Source organism: Comamonas terrae, from assembly GCF_001544075.1.
Taxonomy (GTDB): Bacteria; Pseudomonadota; Gammaproteobacteria; order Burkholderiales; family Burkholderiaceae_C; genus Comamonas; species Comamonas terrae.
The window spans coordinates 51,263-68,304 of sequence record NZ_BCNT01000015.1; the positions used below are offsets into that span (position 1 = coordinate 51,263).

At 65.9% G+C, this 17,042-nt stretch carries 16 protein-coding genes; 10 read left to right on the plus strand and 6 right to left on the minus strand.

Annotation, left to right across the window (positions count from 1 at the left end; genetic code table 11):
- Positions 1–21 precede the first annotated feature (21 nt).
- From sdhD to Cte04_RS17390, 3 genes are all read right to left on the minus strand, one after another.
- Positions 22–387 (minus strand): succinate dehydrogenase, hydrophobic membrane anchor protein, encoded by a 366-nt coding sequence (gene sdhD / locus Cte04_RS17380; RefSeq protein ID WP_066481169.1) that lies wholly within the window; start codon positions 385–387, stop codon positions 22–24.
- Between the two features lie 43 nt (positions 388–430).
- Positions 431–856 carry a succinate dehydrogenase, cytochrome b556 subunit gene (gene sdhC, locus Cte04_RS17385; protein ID WP_066481173.1) on the minus strand — a complete coding sequence of 142 codons (426 nt, stop codon included), beginning with the start codon at positions 854–856 and terminating at the stop codon, positions 431–433.
- Positions 857–1,003: 147 nt separating this feature from the next.
- Positions 1,004–1,795, minus strand: a complete 792-nt coding sequence (locus tag Cte04_RS17390; RefSeq protein ID WP_066481179.1) for a GntR family transcriptional regulator — start codon at positions 1,793–1,795, stop codon at positions 1,004–1,006.
- A 230-nt stretch (positions 1,796–2,025) separates the two neighbouring features.
- Here Cte04_RS17390 and Cte04_RS17395 point away from each other — a divergent pair, with 230 nt between their 5' ends.
- The 5 genes from Cte04_RS17395 (at position 2,026) to acnB (ending at position 8,153) form a co-directional block, all read left to right on the plus strand.
- Positions 2,026–3,012, plus strand: coding sequence for a malate dehydrogenase (locus Cte04_RS17395; RefSeq protein WP_066481187.1), 987 nt, complete (start codon positions 2,026–2,028; stop codon positions 3,010–3,012).
- Positions 3,013–3,021: 9 nt separating this feature from the next.
- Positions 3,022–3,828 carry a trans-aconitate 2-methyltransferase gene (gene tam, locus Cte04_RS17400; protein ID WP_066481192.1) on the plus strand — a complete coding sequence of 269 codons (807 nt, stop codon included), beginning with the start codon at positions 3,022–3,024 and terminating at the stop codon, positions 3,826–3,828.
- A complete protein-coding gene (locus Cte04_RS17405; RefSeq protein ID WP_066481199.1) occupies positions 3,825–4,838 on the plus strand; it encodes an HpcH/HpaI aldolase/citrate lyase family protein in 1,014 nt (337 codons plus the stop codon). The genes tam and Cte04_RS17405 overlap by 4 nt, the downstream gene beginning before the upstream one ends.
- A gap of 31 nt (positions 4,839–4,869) precedes the next feature.
- Positions 4,870–5,451: a hypothetical protein gene (locus tag Cte04_RS17410; RefSeq protein ID WP_066481202.1), complete on the plus strand. Its 582-nt coding sequence runs from the start codon at positions 4,870–4,872 to the stop codon at positions 5,449–5,451.
- Between the two features lie 110 nt (positions 5,452–5,561).
- Entirely contained in the window at positions 5,562–8,153 is a 2,592-nt protein-coding gene (acnB, locus tag Cte04_RS17415) for a bifunctional aconitate hydratase 2/2-methylisocitrate dehydratase (protein WP_066481209.1), read from the plus strand.
- Positions 8,154–8,222: 69 nt separating this feature from the next.
- Here the strand turns inward: acnB and Cte04_RS17420 are convergent, their stop codons facing one another.
- Complete coding sequence (locus Cte04_RS17420) at positions 8,223–9,083, minus strand: helix-turn-helix domain-containing protein (RefSeq protein WP_245633421.1); 861 nt, start codon at positions 9,081–9,083, stop codon at positions 8,223–8,225.
- 141 nt (positions 9,084–9,224) lie between these two features.
- On the opposite strand from Cte04_RS17420, the gene Cte04_RS17425 reads away from it, so the two are divergent.
- Both Cte04_RS17425 and Cte04_RS17430 read left to right on the plus strand, forming a co-directional pair.
- On the plus strand, positions 9,225–9,647 hold the full coding sequence (locus tag Cte04_RS17425) for a hypothetical protein (RefSeq protein WP_066481382.1): 423 nt from the start codon (positions 9,225–9,227) through the stop codon (positions 9,645–9,647).
- A gap of 247 nt (positions 9,648–9,894) precedes the next feature.
- A complete protein-coding gene (locus Cte04_RS17430) occupies positions 9,895–10,575 on the plus strand; it encodes a 7-cyano-7-deazaguanine/7-aminomethyl-7-deazaguanine transporter (RefSeq protein ID WP_066481214.1) in 681 nt (226 codons plus the stop codon).
- A gap of 121 nt (positions 10,576–10,696) precedes the next feature.
- On the opposite strand, the gene bfr is transcribed toward Cte04_RS17430, so the two are convergent.
- On the minus strand, positions 10,697–11,161 hold the full coding sequence (bfr, locus tag Cte04_RS17435; RefSeq protein WP_066481217.1) for a bacterioferritin: 465 nt from the start codon (positions 11,159–11,161) through the stop codon (positions 10,697–10,699).
- 324 nt (positions 11,162–11,485) lie between these two features.
- On the opposite strand from bfr, the gene Cte04_RS17440 reads away from it, so the two are divergent.
- Together Cte04_RS17440 and Cte04_RS17445 are read left to right on the plus strand one after the other, a co-directional pair.
- Entirely contained in the window at positions 11,486–11,842 is a 357-nt protein-coding gene (locus Cte04_RS17440; RefSeq protein ID WP_066481220.1) for a hypothetical protein, read from the plus strand.
- Between the two features lie 84 nt (positions 11,843–11,926).
- Positions 11,927–14,119 (plus strand): TonB-dependent receptor, encoded by a 2,193-nt coding sequence (locus Cte04_RS17445; RefSeq protein WP_066481222.1) that lies wholly within the window; start codon positions 11,927–11,929, stop codon positions 14,117–14,119.
- 258 nt (positions 14,120–14,377) lie between these two features.
- On the opposite strand, the gene Cte04_RS17450 is transcribed toward Cte04_RS17445, so the two are convergent.
- Positions 14,378–15,265, minus strand: a complete 888-nt coding sequence (locus tag Cte04_RS17450; RefSeq protein ID WP_066481224.1) for a LysR family transcriptional regulator — start codon at positions 15,263–15,265, stop codon at positions 14,378–14,380.
- A gap of 106 nt (positions 15,266–15,371) precedes the next feature.
- Here Cte04_RS17450 and Cte04_RS17455 point away from each other — a divergent pair, with 106 nt between their 5' ends.
- Complete coding sequence (locus tag Cte04_RS17455; RefSeq protein ID WP_066481226.1) at positions 15,372–17,036, plus strand: acyl-CoA dehydrogenase family protein; 1,665 nt, start codon at positions 15,372–15,374, stop codon at positions 17,034–17,036.
- Positions 17,037–17,042: the final 6 nt, after the last annotated feature.

Here is a 17,042-nt window from a genome sequence, read left to right on the forward strand (position 1 = left end):
ATCGTGGAGACTGTGTCTCGATCAGAGACGCCACAGAACCTGAACGCCCCAGCCGACGCAGCCGACCAGCCAGACAATGGTGAAGACCTGGAGCAGGAAGCGCAGGCCTGCGGGCTTGACGTAGTCCATCCAGATGTCGCGCACGCCGATCCAGGCGTGCCAGCCCAGCGCCACGAAGACGGTCAGGGTCAGGAATTTCATCCACTGGGGCGCGAAGATGCCGGCCCATTGCTCGTAGCCGATGGGGCCGCTGGTGGTGAGAAAGCGCACCAGCAGGACCACGGTGTAGATGGCGATCAGCAGGGCGGTGGCGCGCTGGGCGAGGAAGTCGCGGGTGCCGTAGTGCGCGCCGACGACGATGCGCTTGGAGCCGTAGTTCACGGACATGGTTTTTCCTTATCGTGAGGTGTTATCGACTGGCGGCTGTATCTCAGTACAGGCCAAACAGCTTGGCGCCCAGCACCACGGTCAGGACCAGGCTGATCGCCAGCACGGTCAGCGCCGTGCTCTTGCCGGTCTGCTTGTTGACGGCGTGATGGTTCACATCCATGACCAGGTGGCGGATGCCGGCGCAGAAGTGGTGCAGGTAGGCCCAGATCAGCGCCAGGCACACCAGCTTGGCGAACCAGCCAAAGCTGCCGCCGAACACGGCGGTGAATCCGTCATACGAAATCTCCGAGGACACCGACCTGTCGAACATCCAGATGATGAACGGCAGCAGCAGGAACATCAGCAGTCCGCTGACGCGGTGCAGGATGGACACGATGCCTGCGGGCGGCAGGCGGTAGGTCGTCAAGTCCTTGAAGAGATGGATGTTGCGGAACTCGGGCCGCTGTTTGGCTTGTTGCTCTGTCATGGCAGGGTACTTTCGTGGATGTAACTGCGTTGTAATCGCTAGTGCGAAGCGATACAAAATTCTATTGCAATGCAGCACAAGTGGTTTACCGGGAAATGCGTACCGGGCACGTAGGTTTCGGTGCAATGGGTTATTTTCCCAGGAGATTCAGCTCAATGCATTGCGGTAATGATGGGTATCGGTGCGGTAGAGGCCGCGGCGTAACTCCATGGGAACATCGTTGTAGGTGAAAGCCGTGCGCTCCACGCTGAGCAGGGGGGTGCTGCAGGGGACATTGAGCAGCTGGGCCTGTTCGGCGTCGGGCAGGACGGCGCGTATTTTTTCGTCGGCACGAACCATGCGAACCCCGTAGTCGAGTTCGAACATGGCGTAGGTCGGCCCCTGGTAGCTGGACATCTGCTCGACCGTGAGCCCCTTGAAGGCGTGGCCGGGCAGCCAGATGTCCTCGAGAATCGTGGGCACGCCGGCAAAGGACAGGATGCGGCGCACATGCATGACCGCATCGCCCGTGCGCAGCGCCAGGGCGCGGGCCACTTCGGCGGGGGCGCGCAGGCGGCGGCAGTCGAGGATGTGGCGCTCGGCACGGCCCTCGCCCTGCAGGTCGCCGGCATCGGGGTGCAGTTTCAGGAAGCGGTACTGGACCTGCTGGGCCGCATGGGTGGCCACGAAGGTGCCCTTGCCCTGGCGGCGCATGACGAGGTTTTCGGAAGCGAGCTCGTCGATGGCCTTGCGCACCGTGCCCTGGCTGACCTTGAAGCGGGCAGCCAGCTCCATTTCACTGGGGATCAGCTCTCCAGGGCGCCATTCGCCGGCTTCCAGGCTTTGCAGGATGAGCCCCTTGATCTGCTGGTACAGGGGGCTGAATGCCGGAGTGGAGACGCCAGTACCGCCAGTCGTGGTGGCAGGGGATTCTGGGGCTGTGCTGTGAAGGGTCGGCATAGGGGTGGTGAAGGGGTGCCTCCGCGGTGCGACGCGTAAAGTCTGTCGTGTTTTTGCTAGTGTAGCTCTTTGCCGATCATATCTTATATAAGACATAAGACAAATTGACCGAGCTTTCAAATCGGCAGTACACTTTCGCCATGTTTGCGGAGCACGGGCTGCTGGTGATGGACGCTGGTGCAACCTGGCGCCGGTAACATCTCAATTTTTTCCAAAACTGGAGTTTCACCATGAGCAAGAAGCCCGTTCGTGTCGCCGTCACCGGCGCCGCTGGCCAAATCGGTTACGCCCTGCTGTTTCGCATCGCCTCCGGCGAAATGCTGGGTAAGGATCAACCCGTCATTCTGCAACTGCTCGAGATTCCCGACGAGAAGGCACAGAACGCCCTGAAGGGCGTGATCATGGAACTGGAAGACTGCGCCTTCCCTCTGCTGGCCGGCATCGAAGCCCACAGCGACCCCCTGCAGGCCTTCAAGGATACCGACTACGCCCTGCTGGTCGGTGCCCGCCCCCGTGGCCCCGGCATGGAGCGCGCCGACCTGCTGGCCGCCAACGCCCAGATCTTCACCGCCCAGGGCAAGGCCCTGAACGCCGTGGCTTCGCGCAACGTGAAGGTGCTGGTCGTGGGCAACCCCGCCAACACCAACGCCTACATCGCCATGAAGTCGGCTCCCGACCTGCCGGCCAAGAACTTCACCGCCATGCTGCGCCTGGACCACAACCGCGCTGCCTCGCAACTGGCAGCCAAGGGCGGCTTCAAGGTCGGCGACATCAAGAAGCTGACCGTCTGGGGCAACCACTCGCCCACGATGTACGCCGACTACCGCTTCGCCACCGTGGACGGCAAGTCGGTCAAGGACATGATCAACGACCAGGAGTGGAACAAGGACGTGTTCCTGCCCACCGTGGGCAAGCGCGGCGCCGCCATCATCGCGGCCCGCGGCCTGTCGTCGGCTGCCTCGGCTGCCAACGCCGCCATCGACCACATGCGTGACTGGGCCCTGGGCTCCAACGGCGAGTGGGTCACCATGGGCGTGCCTTCCAACGGTGAATACGGCATTCCCGCCGGCATCGTGTTCGGCTTCCCCGTGACCACCGAAAACGGCGAATACAAGATCGTCGAGGGCCTGGAAATCGATGCCTTCTCGCAGGAATGCATCGACAAGACCCTGGCCGAGCTGCAAGGCGAGCAGGACGGCGTCAAGCACCTGCTGTAAGCAAGCATCATGCAAGACTGGAACCCCGCGCTGTATCTGCGCTTTGCCAATGAGCGTACGCGCCCGGCCGCGGAGCTGCTGGCGCGGGTGCCTCTGGTCGCGCAACCGGACCGCAGCCTCCACGTCGTGGACCTGGGCTGCGGGCCCGGCAACTCCACCGAGTTGCTGGTCGAACGTTTCGCCGGTGCCCAGGTCCTGGGCATCGACAATTCCGAAGCCATGCTGGAGGCGGCGCGCCAGCTGCTGCCCCAGGCCCGCTTCGCCTACGGCGATATCGCCACCTGGGCGCCTGAAGCAGGCCAGCCCGCCCCCGACCTGATCTATGCCAACGCTTCCCTGCAGTGGGTGGGCGGGCATGAGCAGCTGATTCCCCGTCTGCTGTCGACGCTGGCCCCTGGCGGCGTGCTGGCCGTGCAGATGCCCGACAACCGCGAGGAACCGACGCACCGGCTGATGCGCGAGGTCGCCAGCCTGCCGCAGTTCGCGCCCCATATCGGCGAAGCGGACAAGGTGCGTACCGAGATCCTGCCCATACGGGCTTATTACGATCTGCTGGCCGCTCCCGGGCGCGGGGTGCAGAGCGTGGATGTGTGGCACACCGTCTACCAGCACCCCATGGACTCGGCCGCCGCCATCGTGCAATGGCTGCGCGGTACCGGACTCAAGCCTTTTGTGGAAGGCCTGCCCGCCGGGCTGCAGGCCGAGTTCCTGGCCGAATACGAGCGCCGCGTGGACGCCGCCTATCCCGCGCGTGCGGACGGCAAGCGCCTGCTGGCATTTCCCCGTCTCTTTCTGGTGGCGCAGCGCAAGCCATGACTGCCCAACTCGTACATCCCGCCCAGGTCCTGCTCGATGCGCAGGGCGGCGCCCGGCGCCTGCCCGTCTGCGACCACTACAGCGGCGTGGAAGCGCGCATGCGCAAAAGCCTGCAGCTGCAGGCCGAGATGCTGCAGGAGTTCGGCGCCTGCGTGTTCGACGTCACGCTGGACTGCGAGGACGGCGCTCCCGTGGGACAGGAACTGGCACATGCCCGCCTGGTGGCCTCGCTGGCCAATGGCGCCGTGGCCGCCACACCCGGCGTGCGCGTGGCAGCCCGCGTGCATGCGGCCGACCATGCGGCCTTCCAGCAGGACATGGACATCATCGCCGGCGAGGCCGGTGAGAGCCTGTGCCACATCATGGTCCCCAAGGTGGAAAGCGTGGACGATGTGCTGGCTGCCGAAAAAGCCCTGCAGCGCGCATCCGGAAAGCGCATACCGCTCCATGTTCTGATTGAATCGCCGGCGGCCGTGCACCGTGCCTTCGACATTGCCGCGCATCCGCTGGTGCAGAGCATCTCGTTCGGGCTGATGGACTTCGTCTCGGCCCACGGCGGCGCGATTCCCGCGTCGGCCATGACGGCCCAGGGCCAGTTCGAGCACCCGCTGGTGGTGCGCGCCAAGCTGGAGATCGCCGCGGCCTGCCATGCCCACGGCAAGGTGCCTTCGCATTGCGTGGTCACCGAATTCAGGAATCCCCAGGCCCTGGAGGCCTGTGCGCAGAAAGCCGCGCGCGAACTGGGATACACGCGCATGTGGAGCATCCACCCGGACCAGATCCGTCCCATATTGCGCGCTTTTGCGCCTGCCGCTGACGAGGTGCGACAGGCGGCACAAATTCTTACCTCTGCGGCAGTGCAGAATTGGGCCCCCATCAGTTTGGATGGGGTATTACATGATCGCGCGAGCTATCGCTATTTCTGGCAGTTGCTGGAGCGCGCTCACCAGACAGGGCAGGCCTTACCGGATGCGGTGCAGCCGTGGTTTGCTCCTGAACCAACCCATTGAACCTCAAGCAAAGTCTGCAGGAGCCTTTCCTATGAAGACCCTCATCGCCACTCTTTTGATCGCAGCCCCCCTGGTTGCAGCCAGCTCCTTCGCCCAGGCCCAGGGCACGACCCCGGCCAAGGCCACTGCCGCAAAGAAGACGGTTCAAAAGACGGCCAAGAAGCCTGCTGCCAAGAAGGGCGCCAAGGCTGCGGCCGGCGCTGCAGCCGCCGGCACAGCAGCCGCTGCCGTGGCTGCGGCTCCTGCCGCCCCGCTGTCCACCGAGGAGCTGGCCGTATCCGAACGCGTGTTCAAGGGCCGCATTCCCTGCGAACTCGGCGCCTATGTGAACGTGACGGCCGACAGCACCAATCCCGGCTACTTCTTCGTGGACGGCCGCGGCTTCAAGTACCACATGTCGCCCGTGAAGACCACCACGGGCACGGTGCGCCTGGAGGACAAGGCCGCCGGCGCCGTGTGGCTGCAGATCGCCAACAAGTCCATGCTCATGAACCAGAAGGCCGGCCAGCGCCTGGCCGACGAATGCATGAGCCCCGAGCAGCAGCAGGTGGCAGAAGCCATCAAGAAGAACCCGCCTCCCAGCCTGCTGGACGCGCCCAAGCCCGCCCAGTAAGGCGATAGAGCGCAACGCGCGCAGCCGCAGAGCCGCCATGCCCGCCCGTGGCGGTTCTGTGTAGCGTGCCTGGCGCACAGCCTTTTTCTAAAAACCATTGGAGAGAACCCATGTTGAAAGCCTACCGTGACCATGTGGCCGAACGCGCCGCATTAGGCATCCCCCCGCTGCCTCTGGATGCCAAGCAGGTCGCCGAGCTGATCGAGCTGATCAAGAACCCGCCCGCCGGCGAGGAAGCGTTCCTGCTCGACCTGCTGACCCACCGCGTGCCTCCGGGCGTGGACGACGCGGCCAAGGTCAAGGCTTCCTTCCTGGCCGCCGTCGCCCACGGTGATATCCAGGTGGGCCTGATCTCCAAGGCCAAGGCCACCGAGCTGCTGGGCACCATGGTCGGCGGCTACAACGTGCATCCGCTGATCGAGCTGCTGGACGACGCCGAAGTCGCCGCCATCGCCGCCGAGGGCCTGAAGAAGACCCTGCTGATGTTCGACTACTTCAATGACGTGGCCGCCAAGGCCAAGGCCGGCAATGCCAAGGCCCAGGAAGTGATGCAGTCGTGGGCCGACGCCGAGTGGTTCACCTCGCGCCCCGAAGTCGAGAAGAAGATCACCGTCACCGTGTTCAAGGTGCCCGGCGAGACCAACACCGACGACCTGTCGCCCGCGCCCGATGCCTGGAGCCGTCCCGACATCCCGCTGCACTACCTGGCGATGCTCAAGAACACCCGTCCCGATGCGGCCTTCAAGCCCGAGGAAGACGGCAAGCGCGGCCCCATCCAGTTCATCGAGGACCTGAAGAAGAAGGGCCACCTGGTCGCCTACGTGGGCGACGTGGTCGGCACCGGTTCCAGCCGCAAGTCGGCCACCAACAGCGTGATCTGGGCCACGGGCGCCGACATCCCCTTCGTGCCCAACAAGCGCTTCGGCGGCGTCACGCTGGGCGGCAAGATCGCTCCCATCTTCTTCAACACGCAGGAAGACTCGGGCTCGCTGCCCATCGAAGTCGATGTGTCGAAGATGGAAATGGGCGACGTGCTCGACATCTTCCCCTATGACGGCAAGATCGAGAAGAACGGCGAGAAGATTGCCGACTTCGCGCTCAAGAGCGACGTGCTGCTGGACGAAGTGCGCGCCGGCGGCCGCATCAACCTGATCATCGGCCGCTCGCTGACCGCCAAGGCCCGTGAAGCCCTGGGCCTGCCCGCATCGACCGCCTTCCGCCTGCCCCAGGCGCCTGCCGAGTCCAAGGCCGGCTTCACGCTGGCCCAGAAGATGGTCGGCCGCGCCTGCGGCCTGCCCGAAGGCTTCGGCGTGCGCCCCGGCACCTACTGCGAGCCGCGCATGACCACCGTGGGCTCGCAGGACACCACCGGCCCCATGACCCGCGACGAGCTGAAGGACCTGGCCTGCCTGGGCTTCAGCGCCGACATGGTGATGCAGTCCTTCTGCCACACCGCGGCCTATCCCAAGCCCGTGGACGTGAAGACCCACCGCGAGCTGCCCGCCTTCATCTCCAACCGCGGCGGCGTGGCCCTGCGTCCCGGCGACGGCGTGATCCACAGCTGGCTCAACCGCCTGCTGCTGCCCGACACCGTGGGCACCGGCGGCGACTCGCACACCCGCTTCCCCATCGGCATCTCCTTCCCCGCGGGCTCGGGCCTGGTGGCCTTCGGCGCCGCCACCGGCGTGATGCCGCTGGACATGCCCGAATCCGTGTTGGTGCGCTTCAAGGGCGAAATGCAGCCCGGCGTGACCCTGCGCGACCTGGTGCATGCGATTCCGCTGTACGCGATCAAGGCCGGCCTGCTGACCGTGGCCAAGGCCGGCAAGAAGAACATCTTCTCCGGCAAGATCCTGGAAATCGAAGGCCTGCCCGACCTGAAGGTGGAACAGGCATTTGAACTCTCGGACGCCTCGGCCGAGCGCTCGGCCGCCGGCTGCACGATCAAGCTCAACAAGGAGCCGATCATCGAGTACCTGAAGTCCAACGTGGTGCTGATGAAGAACATGATCGCCGACGGCTATCAGGACGCGAAGACGCTGCAGCGCCGCATCGAGAAGGTCGAGGCCTGGCTGGCCAAGCCCGACCTGCTCGAGGCCGACAAGGACGCCGAGTACGCCGCCGTGATCGAGATCGACCTGGCCGACATCAAGGAACCCATCGTCTGCTGCCCCAACGACCCGGACGATGCCAAGTTCCTGTCCGAAGTGGCCGGCACCAAGATCGACGAAGCCTTCATCGGCTCGTGCATGACCAACATCGGCCACTTCCGCGCCGCGGCCAAGCTGCTGGGCGGCCAGCGCGACATCCCCGTCAAGCTGTGGGTGGCGCCGCCGACCAAGATGGACCAGAGCGAGCTGATCAAGGAAGGCCACTACGCGGCCTTCGGCACGGCCGGTGCGCGCACCGAAATGCCGGGCTGCTCGCTGTGCATGGGCAACCAGGCCCAGGTGCATGAAGGCGCGACGGTGATCTCCACCTCGACCCGCAACTTCCCCAACCGCCTGGGCAAGAACACCAATGTGTTCCTGGGCTCGGCCGAGCTGGCCGCCATCGCCTCGCGCCTGGGCAAGCTGCCCACCAAGGAGGAATACCTCCAGGAAATGGGCGTGATCGATGCCGACAAGGCCAGCGTCTACCGCTACATGAACTTCGACCAGATCGAAGAGTACGCAGACGTGGCCAAGGGCGTCGCTGCCTAAGGCCGAGGGGCCCTTTCGGGGCCTTGCGCCCAAGCCCGCGGGATGCGAGTCCCGCGGGCTTTTTCTTTGTCAGGCCGCCTGTTGCCGCAGCTGCTGCAGCGCCGCCTGGGTCTCGGCGTTGGCCGGGAAGAAGGACTCCACGGCCAGCTCCTGCAGCGTCACGTCCACGGGCGTGCCGAAGATGGTGATGGTGCTGATGAAGCTCAGCGTGCCCAGCGGGGTGCGCAGCTCGAAGGGCACGGCGATGGGGCTGGGCGGCGGGGTGTCTGGGGCCTCGGTGAACGGATAGGCCGCGATCTCGTCGTGCAGCGCCTGCAGCGCGCCGTCGGCCGTGGCCGCGATCTGCTGCTGCAGCCGGTGCAGCAGATGGGTGCGCCACTGCGCGGCATTGGCCAGGCGCGGGCCCAGGCCCTCGGGGTGCAGGCTCAGGCGCAGCACGTTCACGGGGGGCGCCAGCAGGTGTGGCGCGACGCCGTCCAGCAGCAGCGGCACGACGGCGTTGGCGGCCACCAGGTTCCAGTGCCGGTCCACGGCCAGGGCCGGATTGGGCTCGTGGCCCTTGAGCACCAGGTCCACGGCCTGGCGCGCGGCCGCGAGGTCGGGGTGGTCCAGCGGCCGCGCCTGGTACATGGGCGCAAAGCCCGCGGCCACCAGCAGCGCATTGCGCTCGCGCAGCGGCACGGCCAGGCGCTCGGCCAGGCGCAGCACCATCTCGCGGCTGGGCTGGGCCCGGCCGGTCTCCACATAGCTCAGGTGGCGGGTGGAGATCTCGGCCTCCAGCGCCAGGCCCTGCTGGCTGAGGCGCCGGTGCTGGCGCCAGTGGCGCAGATGCTCGCCGAACGGCGCGCGCGCGCCGGGCGGCGCATGGGGGGCATGGGCGGCCTGGAAGGCGTGGAAGGCATGGGAAGAGGGCGCGGTGCTGGAAGTCATGGCCTGCATCGTAGTGGCAGGCCGCAGGCAAGGCCATGACCTGCGAGGTTATCGACGCTGTGCAGGCGCATGGCAATCATGGACCCCAGCAGCCGGCACAGGGCCGGCCGCCAGACCTTCTTCGTTCCACAGGAGTTTTCCATGTCCCTCTTTGCTTCCCCCCGTTTCCTGTCCCGTGTGATGTGGGCCGATGCCGCCTCCTGCGCTGCCACGGGCGCGCTGCAGCTGGGCGCCGCGCAGCCGCTGGCCGAACTGACGGGCCTGCCTGCGCCGCTGCTGACGGGCACGGGCATTTTCCTGCTGGCCTATGCGCTGGCCGCCGCGTGGATGGCGCGCCGCCAGCCCGCGCCGCGCACGCTGATCGGCCTGGTGGCCCTGGGCAATCTGGGCTGGGCGCTGGGCTGCGCGGTGCTGATCTTTGCCTCGGACCTGGCGCTGAGCGCCTGGGGCGTGGCCTGGGTGGCGGCGCAGGCCGCCGTGGTGCTGGCGCTGGCCGATCTGCAATGGGCGGGCCTGCGTGCCACGCGCGAGGCGGCCCGGCAGACCCGGCAGGCGGTAGCTTGATGCACCAGAAATGAGAGCTGGCAGCGCCCTTTCTTCAATGGAGTCAGCTCATTTTCATGCTGAATACCAGGAGCGGCAGGCGCTGCCAGCTATGCTTTTCGTTATACCCGCCATGCGCCTCGGCGGATACGCATTTTCGGGCCGCTGGGGATAATGGCGGTACCGCTTAAAATTCGCGGTTGCGCCGCGCTGGCGCATTCTTCGCAACCATGGGTTCCCTCGCCCCCATCGACCAAAAAGGACTGTCATGACATCCGCTCATGCCGTGCAGACGCCATCGTCGCGCGTGCCCTTCTACCTCTCTGTGCTCGTGGCGTTCCACATCGCCATCGTCATCGCCAGCAACTATCTGGTGCAGCTGCCGATCATGCTTTTCGGCTTTCACAGCACCTGGGGCGCCTTCAGCTTCCCGTTCATCTTCCTGGCCACCGACCTGACGGTGCGCCTGATCGGCAAGGCCGAGGCGCGGCGCGTGATCACGCGCGCCATGCTGCCCGCGCTTCTCGTGTCCTATGTGGTGGGCGTGCTGTTCCATGAAGGCCGCTTCAACGGCTGGGACGCGCTGCAGAGCTTCAACAGCTTCGTGTTCCGCATTGCGCTGGCCAGCTTTGCCGCCTATGTGCTGGGCCAGCTGCTGGACATCCAGGTCTTCGACCGCATCCGCCAGAAAAGCCATGCTTGGTGGCTGGCGCCGGCAGCCGCCTCGGTGTTCGGCCAGGTGCTGGACACGGCGGCTTTCTTCTCGATCGCCTTCTGGCACAGCAGCGATGCCTTCATGGCCGCCCACTGGGTGGAGATCGCCATGGTCGACTACGTGATCAAGCTGGCCGTGAGCCTGCTGCTTTTCGTGCCCGCCTATGGCGTGGTGCTGGCCACCATCGTGCGGGCCATGCGCATGCCGGCGGCGCCGGCGACGGCGGCGTCCTGAACGCAGCCTGTGCTTGCACCGTCGCAGCCCCTCTCCGCAGGGGCATTTTTTTGGGGTCTGCCGTGGCCATGAAAAGGGCTGCCTGCAGGGGCGGTCTTCGAAGAGCAGGGCACCTGCGCGTTCAGGCTTGGCTCTGCAGATAGTTCTCCAGCCCCACTTTGTCGATCAGCCCCAGCTGCTTTTCCAGCCAGTAGGCATGGTCTTCCTCGGTGTCGCGCAGCTGGGCCAGCAGGAGGTCGCGGCTCACGTAGTCGCGGTGCTGCTCGCACAGCGCCATGCCTTGCTGGAGGCCGGCGCGCACCTCGTATTCGGTGTCCAGGTCCTTGCGCAGCATCTCGGGCACGGTCTCGCCGGGCGTGAATTCCTTGGGGCGCATGTCGGGGCGGCCGCCCAGCATCAGGATGCGGCGCAGCAGCGCGTCGGCATGCTGGGTCTCTTCCTGCATCTCGTGGTCCAGGCGCGTGAAGAGCCTGGTGAAGCCCTGGTCTTCATAGATGCGCGAATGCACGAAGTACTGGTCGCGCGCCGCCAGCTCGCCGCGCAGCAGGTCCTTGAGGTAGTCGACGACTTCGGGATGGCCTTGCATGTTTGTTGTTCTCGGTGAATGGGAAAGCCTGGAGTATCCGGTACCTGCCTCCCGAAGCCGCCGGCAGCTATCAATTCCCGAGCGCGCATGCTCTGGATGCGGGCCGTAAGCAGATGCATTCGCATTGCTTGGGCAGGTCTTCTGGTGAGCCGGACGGCTGGCGATGAGCGGTCGTATGTGGGCAGGAGCTAAATTGCGGCTGGGCGACCTCGGCGTCAGGCTGCTGGAGCATTGATGGCAGCCGTGGCGCTGCCAAGCATTTGTAGCAGGCAATGCCGGCATGCCACAATCCACACCTGCCTGAACTGCGCCTTCGCCGTGCCTTTGCGTTCAACCCGCCTGTCGTCCCCCTACCTGCGCTGGCTAGCCTGTCTGCTGGCGTTGCTGCTGCTTTTCGGCGAACAAGGGGAACTGCGCCACGTGCTCTCGCACCTGCCGCAAACTGGCGTGGCATTTTCCGACGCCGGCCGCGGTACCGAGCAGCCGCCTGCGCCGGACCATGCCGTTTGCCCCGAATGTGCGGCGTTTGCCGCGCTGGATCTGGATTTGGCCTTGCCCGTGCTGGTGCTCTGGGCCCTGGGTCTGGCCCTGCGCTGGCATTTCCCTCCTGTCAGGCCCTGCGCCGGCACTCCGGTATTCGCGGTGGCCGTGCGAGCGCGCGATCCCCCATCCAAGCCTTGAATCCTGTTTTTGCCCTCCGGCCCTTGCGCTAATGGAAATGCACGGGTCGGCGCTCATTACATCCGCTCGATTCAAAGGTTTGCCATGACTCCTTTCCCGCCCCGTACGCTGGTGGCGGCGCTTACTGCCGTCCTGCCCGCTCTGGCTTCCGTTTCTGCGCTTGCGCAGCAAGCCGCCAGGCCTTCCCCATCTTCCGAAGTGCCGGACGACACCGTCACAGTACAGCCCAGTGCCTCAGCGGGCAGCCTGGGTGAGGTGCGCGTGAGCGCCAAGCGCCTGGATGCGGCGCGCAACGCGCTCTCGCCCGACACCGGTAGCTCCCTCTACAATTTCAACAGCGATGACATCGCCCGCCTGCCGCAGGGCGCGGCCACACCGCTGAACCAGGTGCTGCTGCAGGCGCCAGGCGTGGTACAGGACTCGTATGGTCAGCTGCACGTGCGTGGCGACCATTCCAACCTGCAGTACCGCATCAACGGCGTCGTGATTCCGGAGCCGATCAGCGGCTTTGGCCAGATGCTGGACACGCGATTTGCCAACCAGATCAACGTGCTCACGGGGGCGTTGCCCGCGCAGTATGGATATCGCACGGCAGGCGTGATCGATATCCAGACGAAGGGCGCGGCCTCCGACGAGGACGGGCCGACCAAGCCCTTTGGAGGCGAAATCGGCACGGTACTGGGCAGCAACGGCCGGCGCGAACTCAATGCCCAGGTACAAGGCGCGCAGGGGCCATGGAGCTATTACCTGAGCGGCACGCTGGCCGAAAGCAACCTGGGCATCGAAAACCCCACGGGCAACCGCAGCGCCACCCATGACCACACCACGCAGAACAAGTCCTTTGGCATGCTGTCATACATGATCGATGCCGACAGCCGTGTGGGCCTGATGTTCGGCACGTCGAACGGGCGGTTCCAGATTCCCACGAGGCCAGGCCTGGCGCCGCAGTTCACGCTCGACGGGGCAGTGCCTCCGGCCTCGCAGGATCTGAACGCCAATCAGCGCGAGCAGACGGATTTCCAGATCCTGTCGTACCAGCACAAGGTGTCGTCGCAGCTCGATTACCAGGTCTCGTTGTTCCGTCGTTCGAGCCGGACCGACTACATGCCCGATCCGGTGGGCGACCTGGTCTACAACGGCGTGGCCGCCAACATCACGCGCAGCAACAGCGCCTACGGCCTGCAAAGCGATGCCAGCTACCGGCTGAACGACCGCCACACGCTGCGTGGCGGCCTGTTCCTGCAGCGCGAGCGCTACGGGGTAGACAACAGCTCACAGGTCTTCCCGGCCGACGACAGCGGTGCGCAGACCAGCGGCGTACCGATGGCCATCGCCGACAACGCGCGTGGCTCGGGCTCCACGGTCGGCGTATATCTGCAGGACGAGTGGAAGCCGACGGACAAGCTCACCGTCAATTACGGTGCGCGCTACGACCATGTGAACACCATCGTCAGCGAGCAGCAGATCAGCCCGCGCCTGGGCGTGACCTACGACTGGTCGAGCCGCACGCGCCTGCACGCCGGCTACGCGCGCTATTTCACGCCGCCCCCGACCGAGAAATTCGACGCCACGACAGTAGCCAAATTCCTGGGTACGACGAATGCGCTGCCATCGGACGCCAACACCGCCGTGCGTTCAGAGCGTTCCAACTACTTTGACGTCGGCGTTTCGCACCAACTGACGCCGAACCTGACACTCGGGCTCGACGCCTACTACCGCGACGTGCGCCATCTGCAGGACGAAGGCCAGTTCGGCAACGCGCTGCTGTACTCGGCGTTCAACTACGAGCGCGGCCGCATCTACGGCATCGAGGGCTCGGCCAACTACCGCCAGGGCAATTTCGGCGCCTACCTGAACGTGGCCATTTCGCGGGCCATGGGCAAGGGCATCGAGACCGGGCAGTTCAACTTCGATGCCGAAGAGCAGGCCTACATCAACAGCCACTGGGTGCATCTGGACCATGACCAGCAGCTGACGGCTTCGGGCGGCGTGTCCTACCTGCAGGCGGGCACCACCTGGACGGCGAGCGCGCTGTTCGGCTCGGGCCTGCGCAACGGCTTTGCCAATACCGAGCATTTGCCCACCTACTGGCAGGTGAACGTGGGCGCCGCGCGCGACTTCGATTTGCCCATGGTGGGCAAGCTGAAAACGCGTGTGTCGGTACTCAACCTGTTCGACCGCAGCTACGAACTGCGCGATGGCACCGGCATCGGAGTGGGCGCACCGCAGTTCGCTCCGCGCCGCACCTTGCTGGTATCGGTCAGCAAGCCGTTCTGACCGTCATTTCTCTTCGTGCAGCCGACCCAGGCCGGCTATCCGGAAGGTGCGCCATGCGTCCGCATATGGCATTCCTGGTGGCCATTGTCGGCTGCACAACGACAACCCGTCATTGGACAGTCGCTGGCGCAGATGCGCGGAGTCCGCCATGGTGCGGTAGCCGACGCGGCCGGGTGGCCATATCAAACAGGCCGGCGGTTCAAGGCAGCACGTTGGTCAATGAGGAACAGTCTTCATGAGAGGCCGTGACCGGGCCCCTCAAAGCTCGGTCGCGGCCTGCTGCAGGCAGGCCAGCAGCGCCTGTACCAGCGGATTGTCCGGTGTGCGGCGCCACATGGCCAGCATCTCCGACGAAGGGTGCGAGCCCCGCAGCGGGCGGAACGCCAGGCGCGGCATGCCCACGCGCTCCAGCGCCGCGGGCACCAGGGCCACGCCCTGGCCCAGCGAGACCAGCGAGATCACCGACAGCCAGTGCCGCACCTCGTGCCGCACCTCGGGCGCGAAGCCGTGCGCCAGGCACATCTCGTAGATGCGCTGGTGGTAGGCCGGCGAGACCAGGCTGGAAAACAGGATCAGCCGGTCGTTCCTGAGTTCGGCCAGGTCGACGGCCGCGCTGTCATGCAGGGCATGGTGCGCGGGCAGGCAGACCACGAAAGGCTCTTCCACGATGAGCTGGCTGGCAATGCCTTCGGGCGGCTGGATGGAGTGGACCAGGGCCATGTCCAGCCGCATCTGCTGCAGGTCCAGGATCTGCTCGGCGCTGTTGGCCTCCAGCATGTCCACGCGTACCTGCGGATGGCTTTGCTGGAATTGCTCCAGCGCCTGGGGCAGGCCGCGGTACAGGCTGGAGCCGACAAAGCCCAGACGCAGATGGCCGCGCGTGCCCTGGGCCACATCGCGCGTTTCCTGTGCGGCCTGCCGGCTCAGGGCCAGCAGCTGGCGCGCCTTGTCCAGCAGATGCTCTCCGGCGGCCGTGAGCCGCACGCCCTTGCTGCTGCGCTCGAACAACTGGGCCTGCAGCTCTTGCTCCAGCTGCCTGATCGCCACGGACAGCGGCGGTTGCGAGATCGACAGCCGCTGGGCCGCGCGGCTGAAGTGAAGCTCTTCGGCCAGGGTGACGAAGTAGTGCAGCAGCCGCAGTTCCATGGTGCTTATTGATATTTAAAAAATATTGAGAAAGATTTTAATAATATTTGACGCGAATACATGAGGGTGCTGAAATTTGCGGCAAACGATTCCGGCAGGAGACCCGATGCCCCGTGACACAGCCCACCCCGTGCCCGACCGCCAGGGCGCCAACTTCTACACCACCGACACCGAGCTGCAGTCGCTGCTCAAGCTCTACCTGCCGGCCGACCTGCTGGCCCACCTGCAGCCCTACCTGCGGCGCATGGGCGAGCTGGCCGGCGGCCGTATCGACGAGCTGGCCGGCATTGCCGACAAGAACCCGCCCACGCTGGAGCACCGCACCCGCGCCGGTGTGGACCGGCAGCGCATCGTCAAGCACCCGGCCTATGAGGAGCTGGAGCGCATCGCCTACGGCGAGTTCGGCCTGCAGGCCATCTCGCACCGCGACGACATGCTGGGCTGGCGGGGCAAGATGCCGCCGGCCGTCAAGTACGCGCTCACCTACCTGTTCGTGCAGTCGGAGTTCGGCCTGTGCTGCCCGCTGTCGATGACCGATTCGCTGACGCGCACGCTCAAGAAGTTCGGCGCGCCGGAGCTGGTGAACAAATACCTGCCGCAGTTGCTGTCGCTGGACTGGGACGAGCAGGCGCAGGGCGCCATGTTCATGACCGAGCAGGCCGCCGGCTCGGACATCGCCAACACGCTGACCATGGCCAGCCCGCAGGCCGACGGCTCGTGGCGACTGACCGGCGACAAGTGGTTCTGCTCCAACCCCGACGCCGAGTTCGCCATGGTGCTGGCCCGCGTGGAAGGCGGCCAGCCGGGCATGAAGGGCATCTCGCTGTTCCTGCTGCCGCGCACCCTGGACGACGGCAGCGCCAACCACTACCGCATCATCCGCCTGAAGGACAAGCTGGGCACCAAGTCCATGGCCAGCGGCGAGATCCGCATGGACGGCGCCGTGGCCTACCTGGTCGGCGAGCAGGGCCGCGGCTTCGTGCAGATGGCCGACATGGTCAACAACTCGCGCCTGTCCAACGGCGTGCGCTCGTCCGGCATGATGCGCCGCGCCGTGGCCGAGGCCGAGTTCATCGCCCACGAGCGCATCGCCTTCGGCAAGCGCCTGGAGCAGATGCCGCTGATGCAGCGCCAGCTCGACAAGCTGCGCGTGCCCGCCGAGCAGGCGCGCACCATGGTGTTCCAGACCGCGCAGACGCTGATGCGCTCGGACGCTGGCGAAGAGGGCGCCTACCCGCTGCTGCGCATCCTCACCCCGATGATCAAGTTCCGCGCCTGCCGCGATGCGCGCAAGGTGACCGGCGACGCGATGGAAGTGCGCGGCGGCTGCGGCTACATCGAGGAGTGGAGCGACCCGCGCCTGGTGCGCGACGCCCACCTGGGCTCGATCTGGGAAGGCACGAGCAACATCGTGGCGCTGGACGTGATCCGCGCCATCAAGCGCGAAGGCTCGCTGCCGGTGCTGCAGCAGTACCTGCACGGCCTGCTCGACCAGGCCAGGCTGGTGCCCGGCTACCGCCAGGCGCTGGAAGCTGCGCTGGCGCGCGCCAGCGCGCTGGCCGAGAAGGCCGCGCAAGAGGGCGGCGACGTGCTGGCCCGCCAGGCCGCTACGGGCCTCTATAACTGCACCACGGCCATCGCCATGGCCTGGGAGGCCGCGCAGACCGGCTCGGCCGAGCGCCTGCGCCTGTCGCAGCTGGTGCTGCTGCACCGCGTGCTGCCGCGCGACCCGCTGGAGGCGGCCGAGATGCCGCCTGCTTGGCAAGAGTGAATCAAT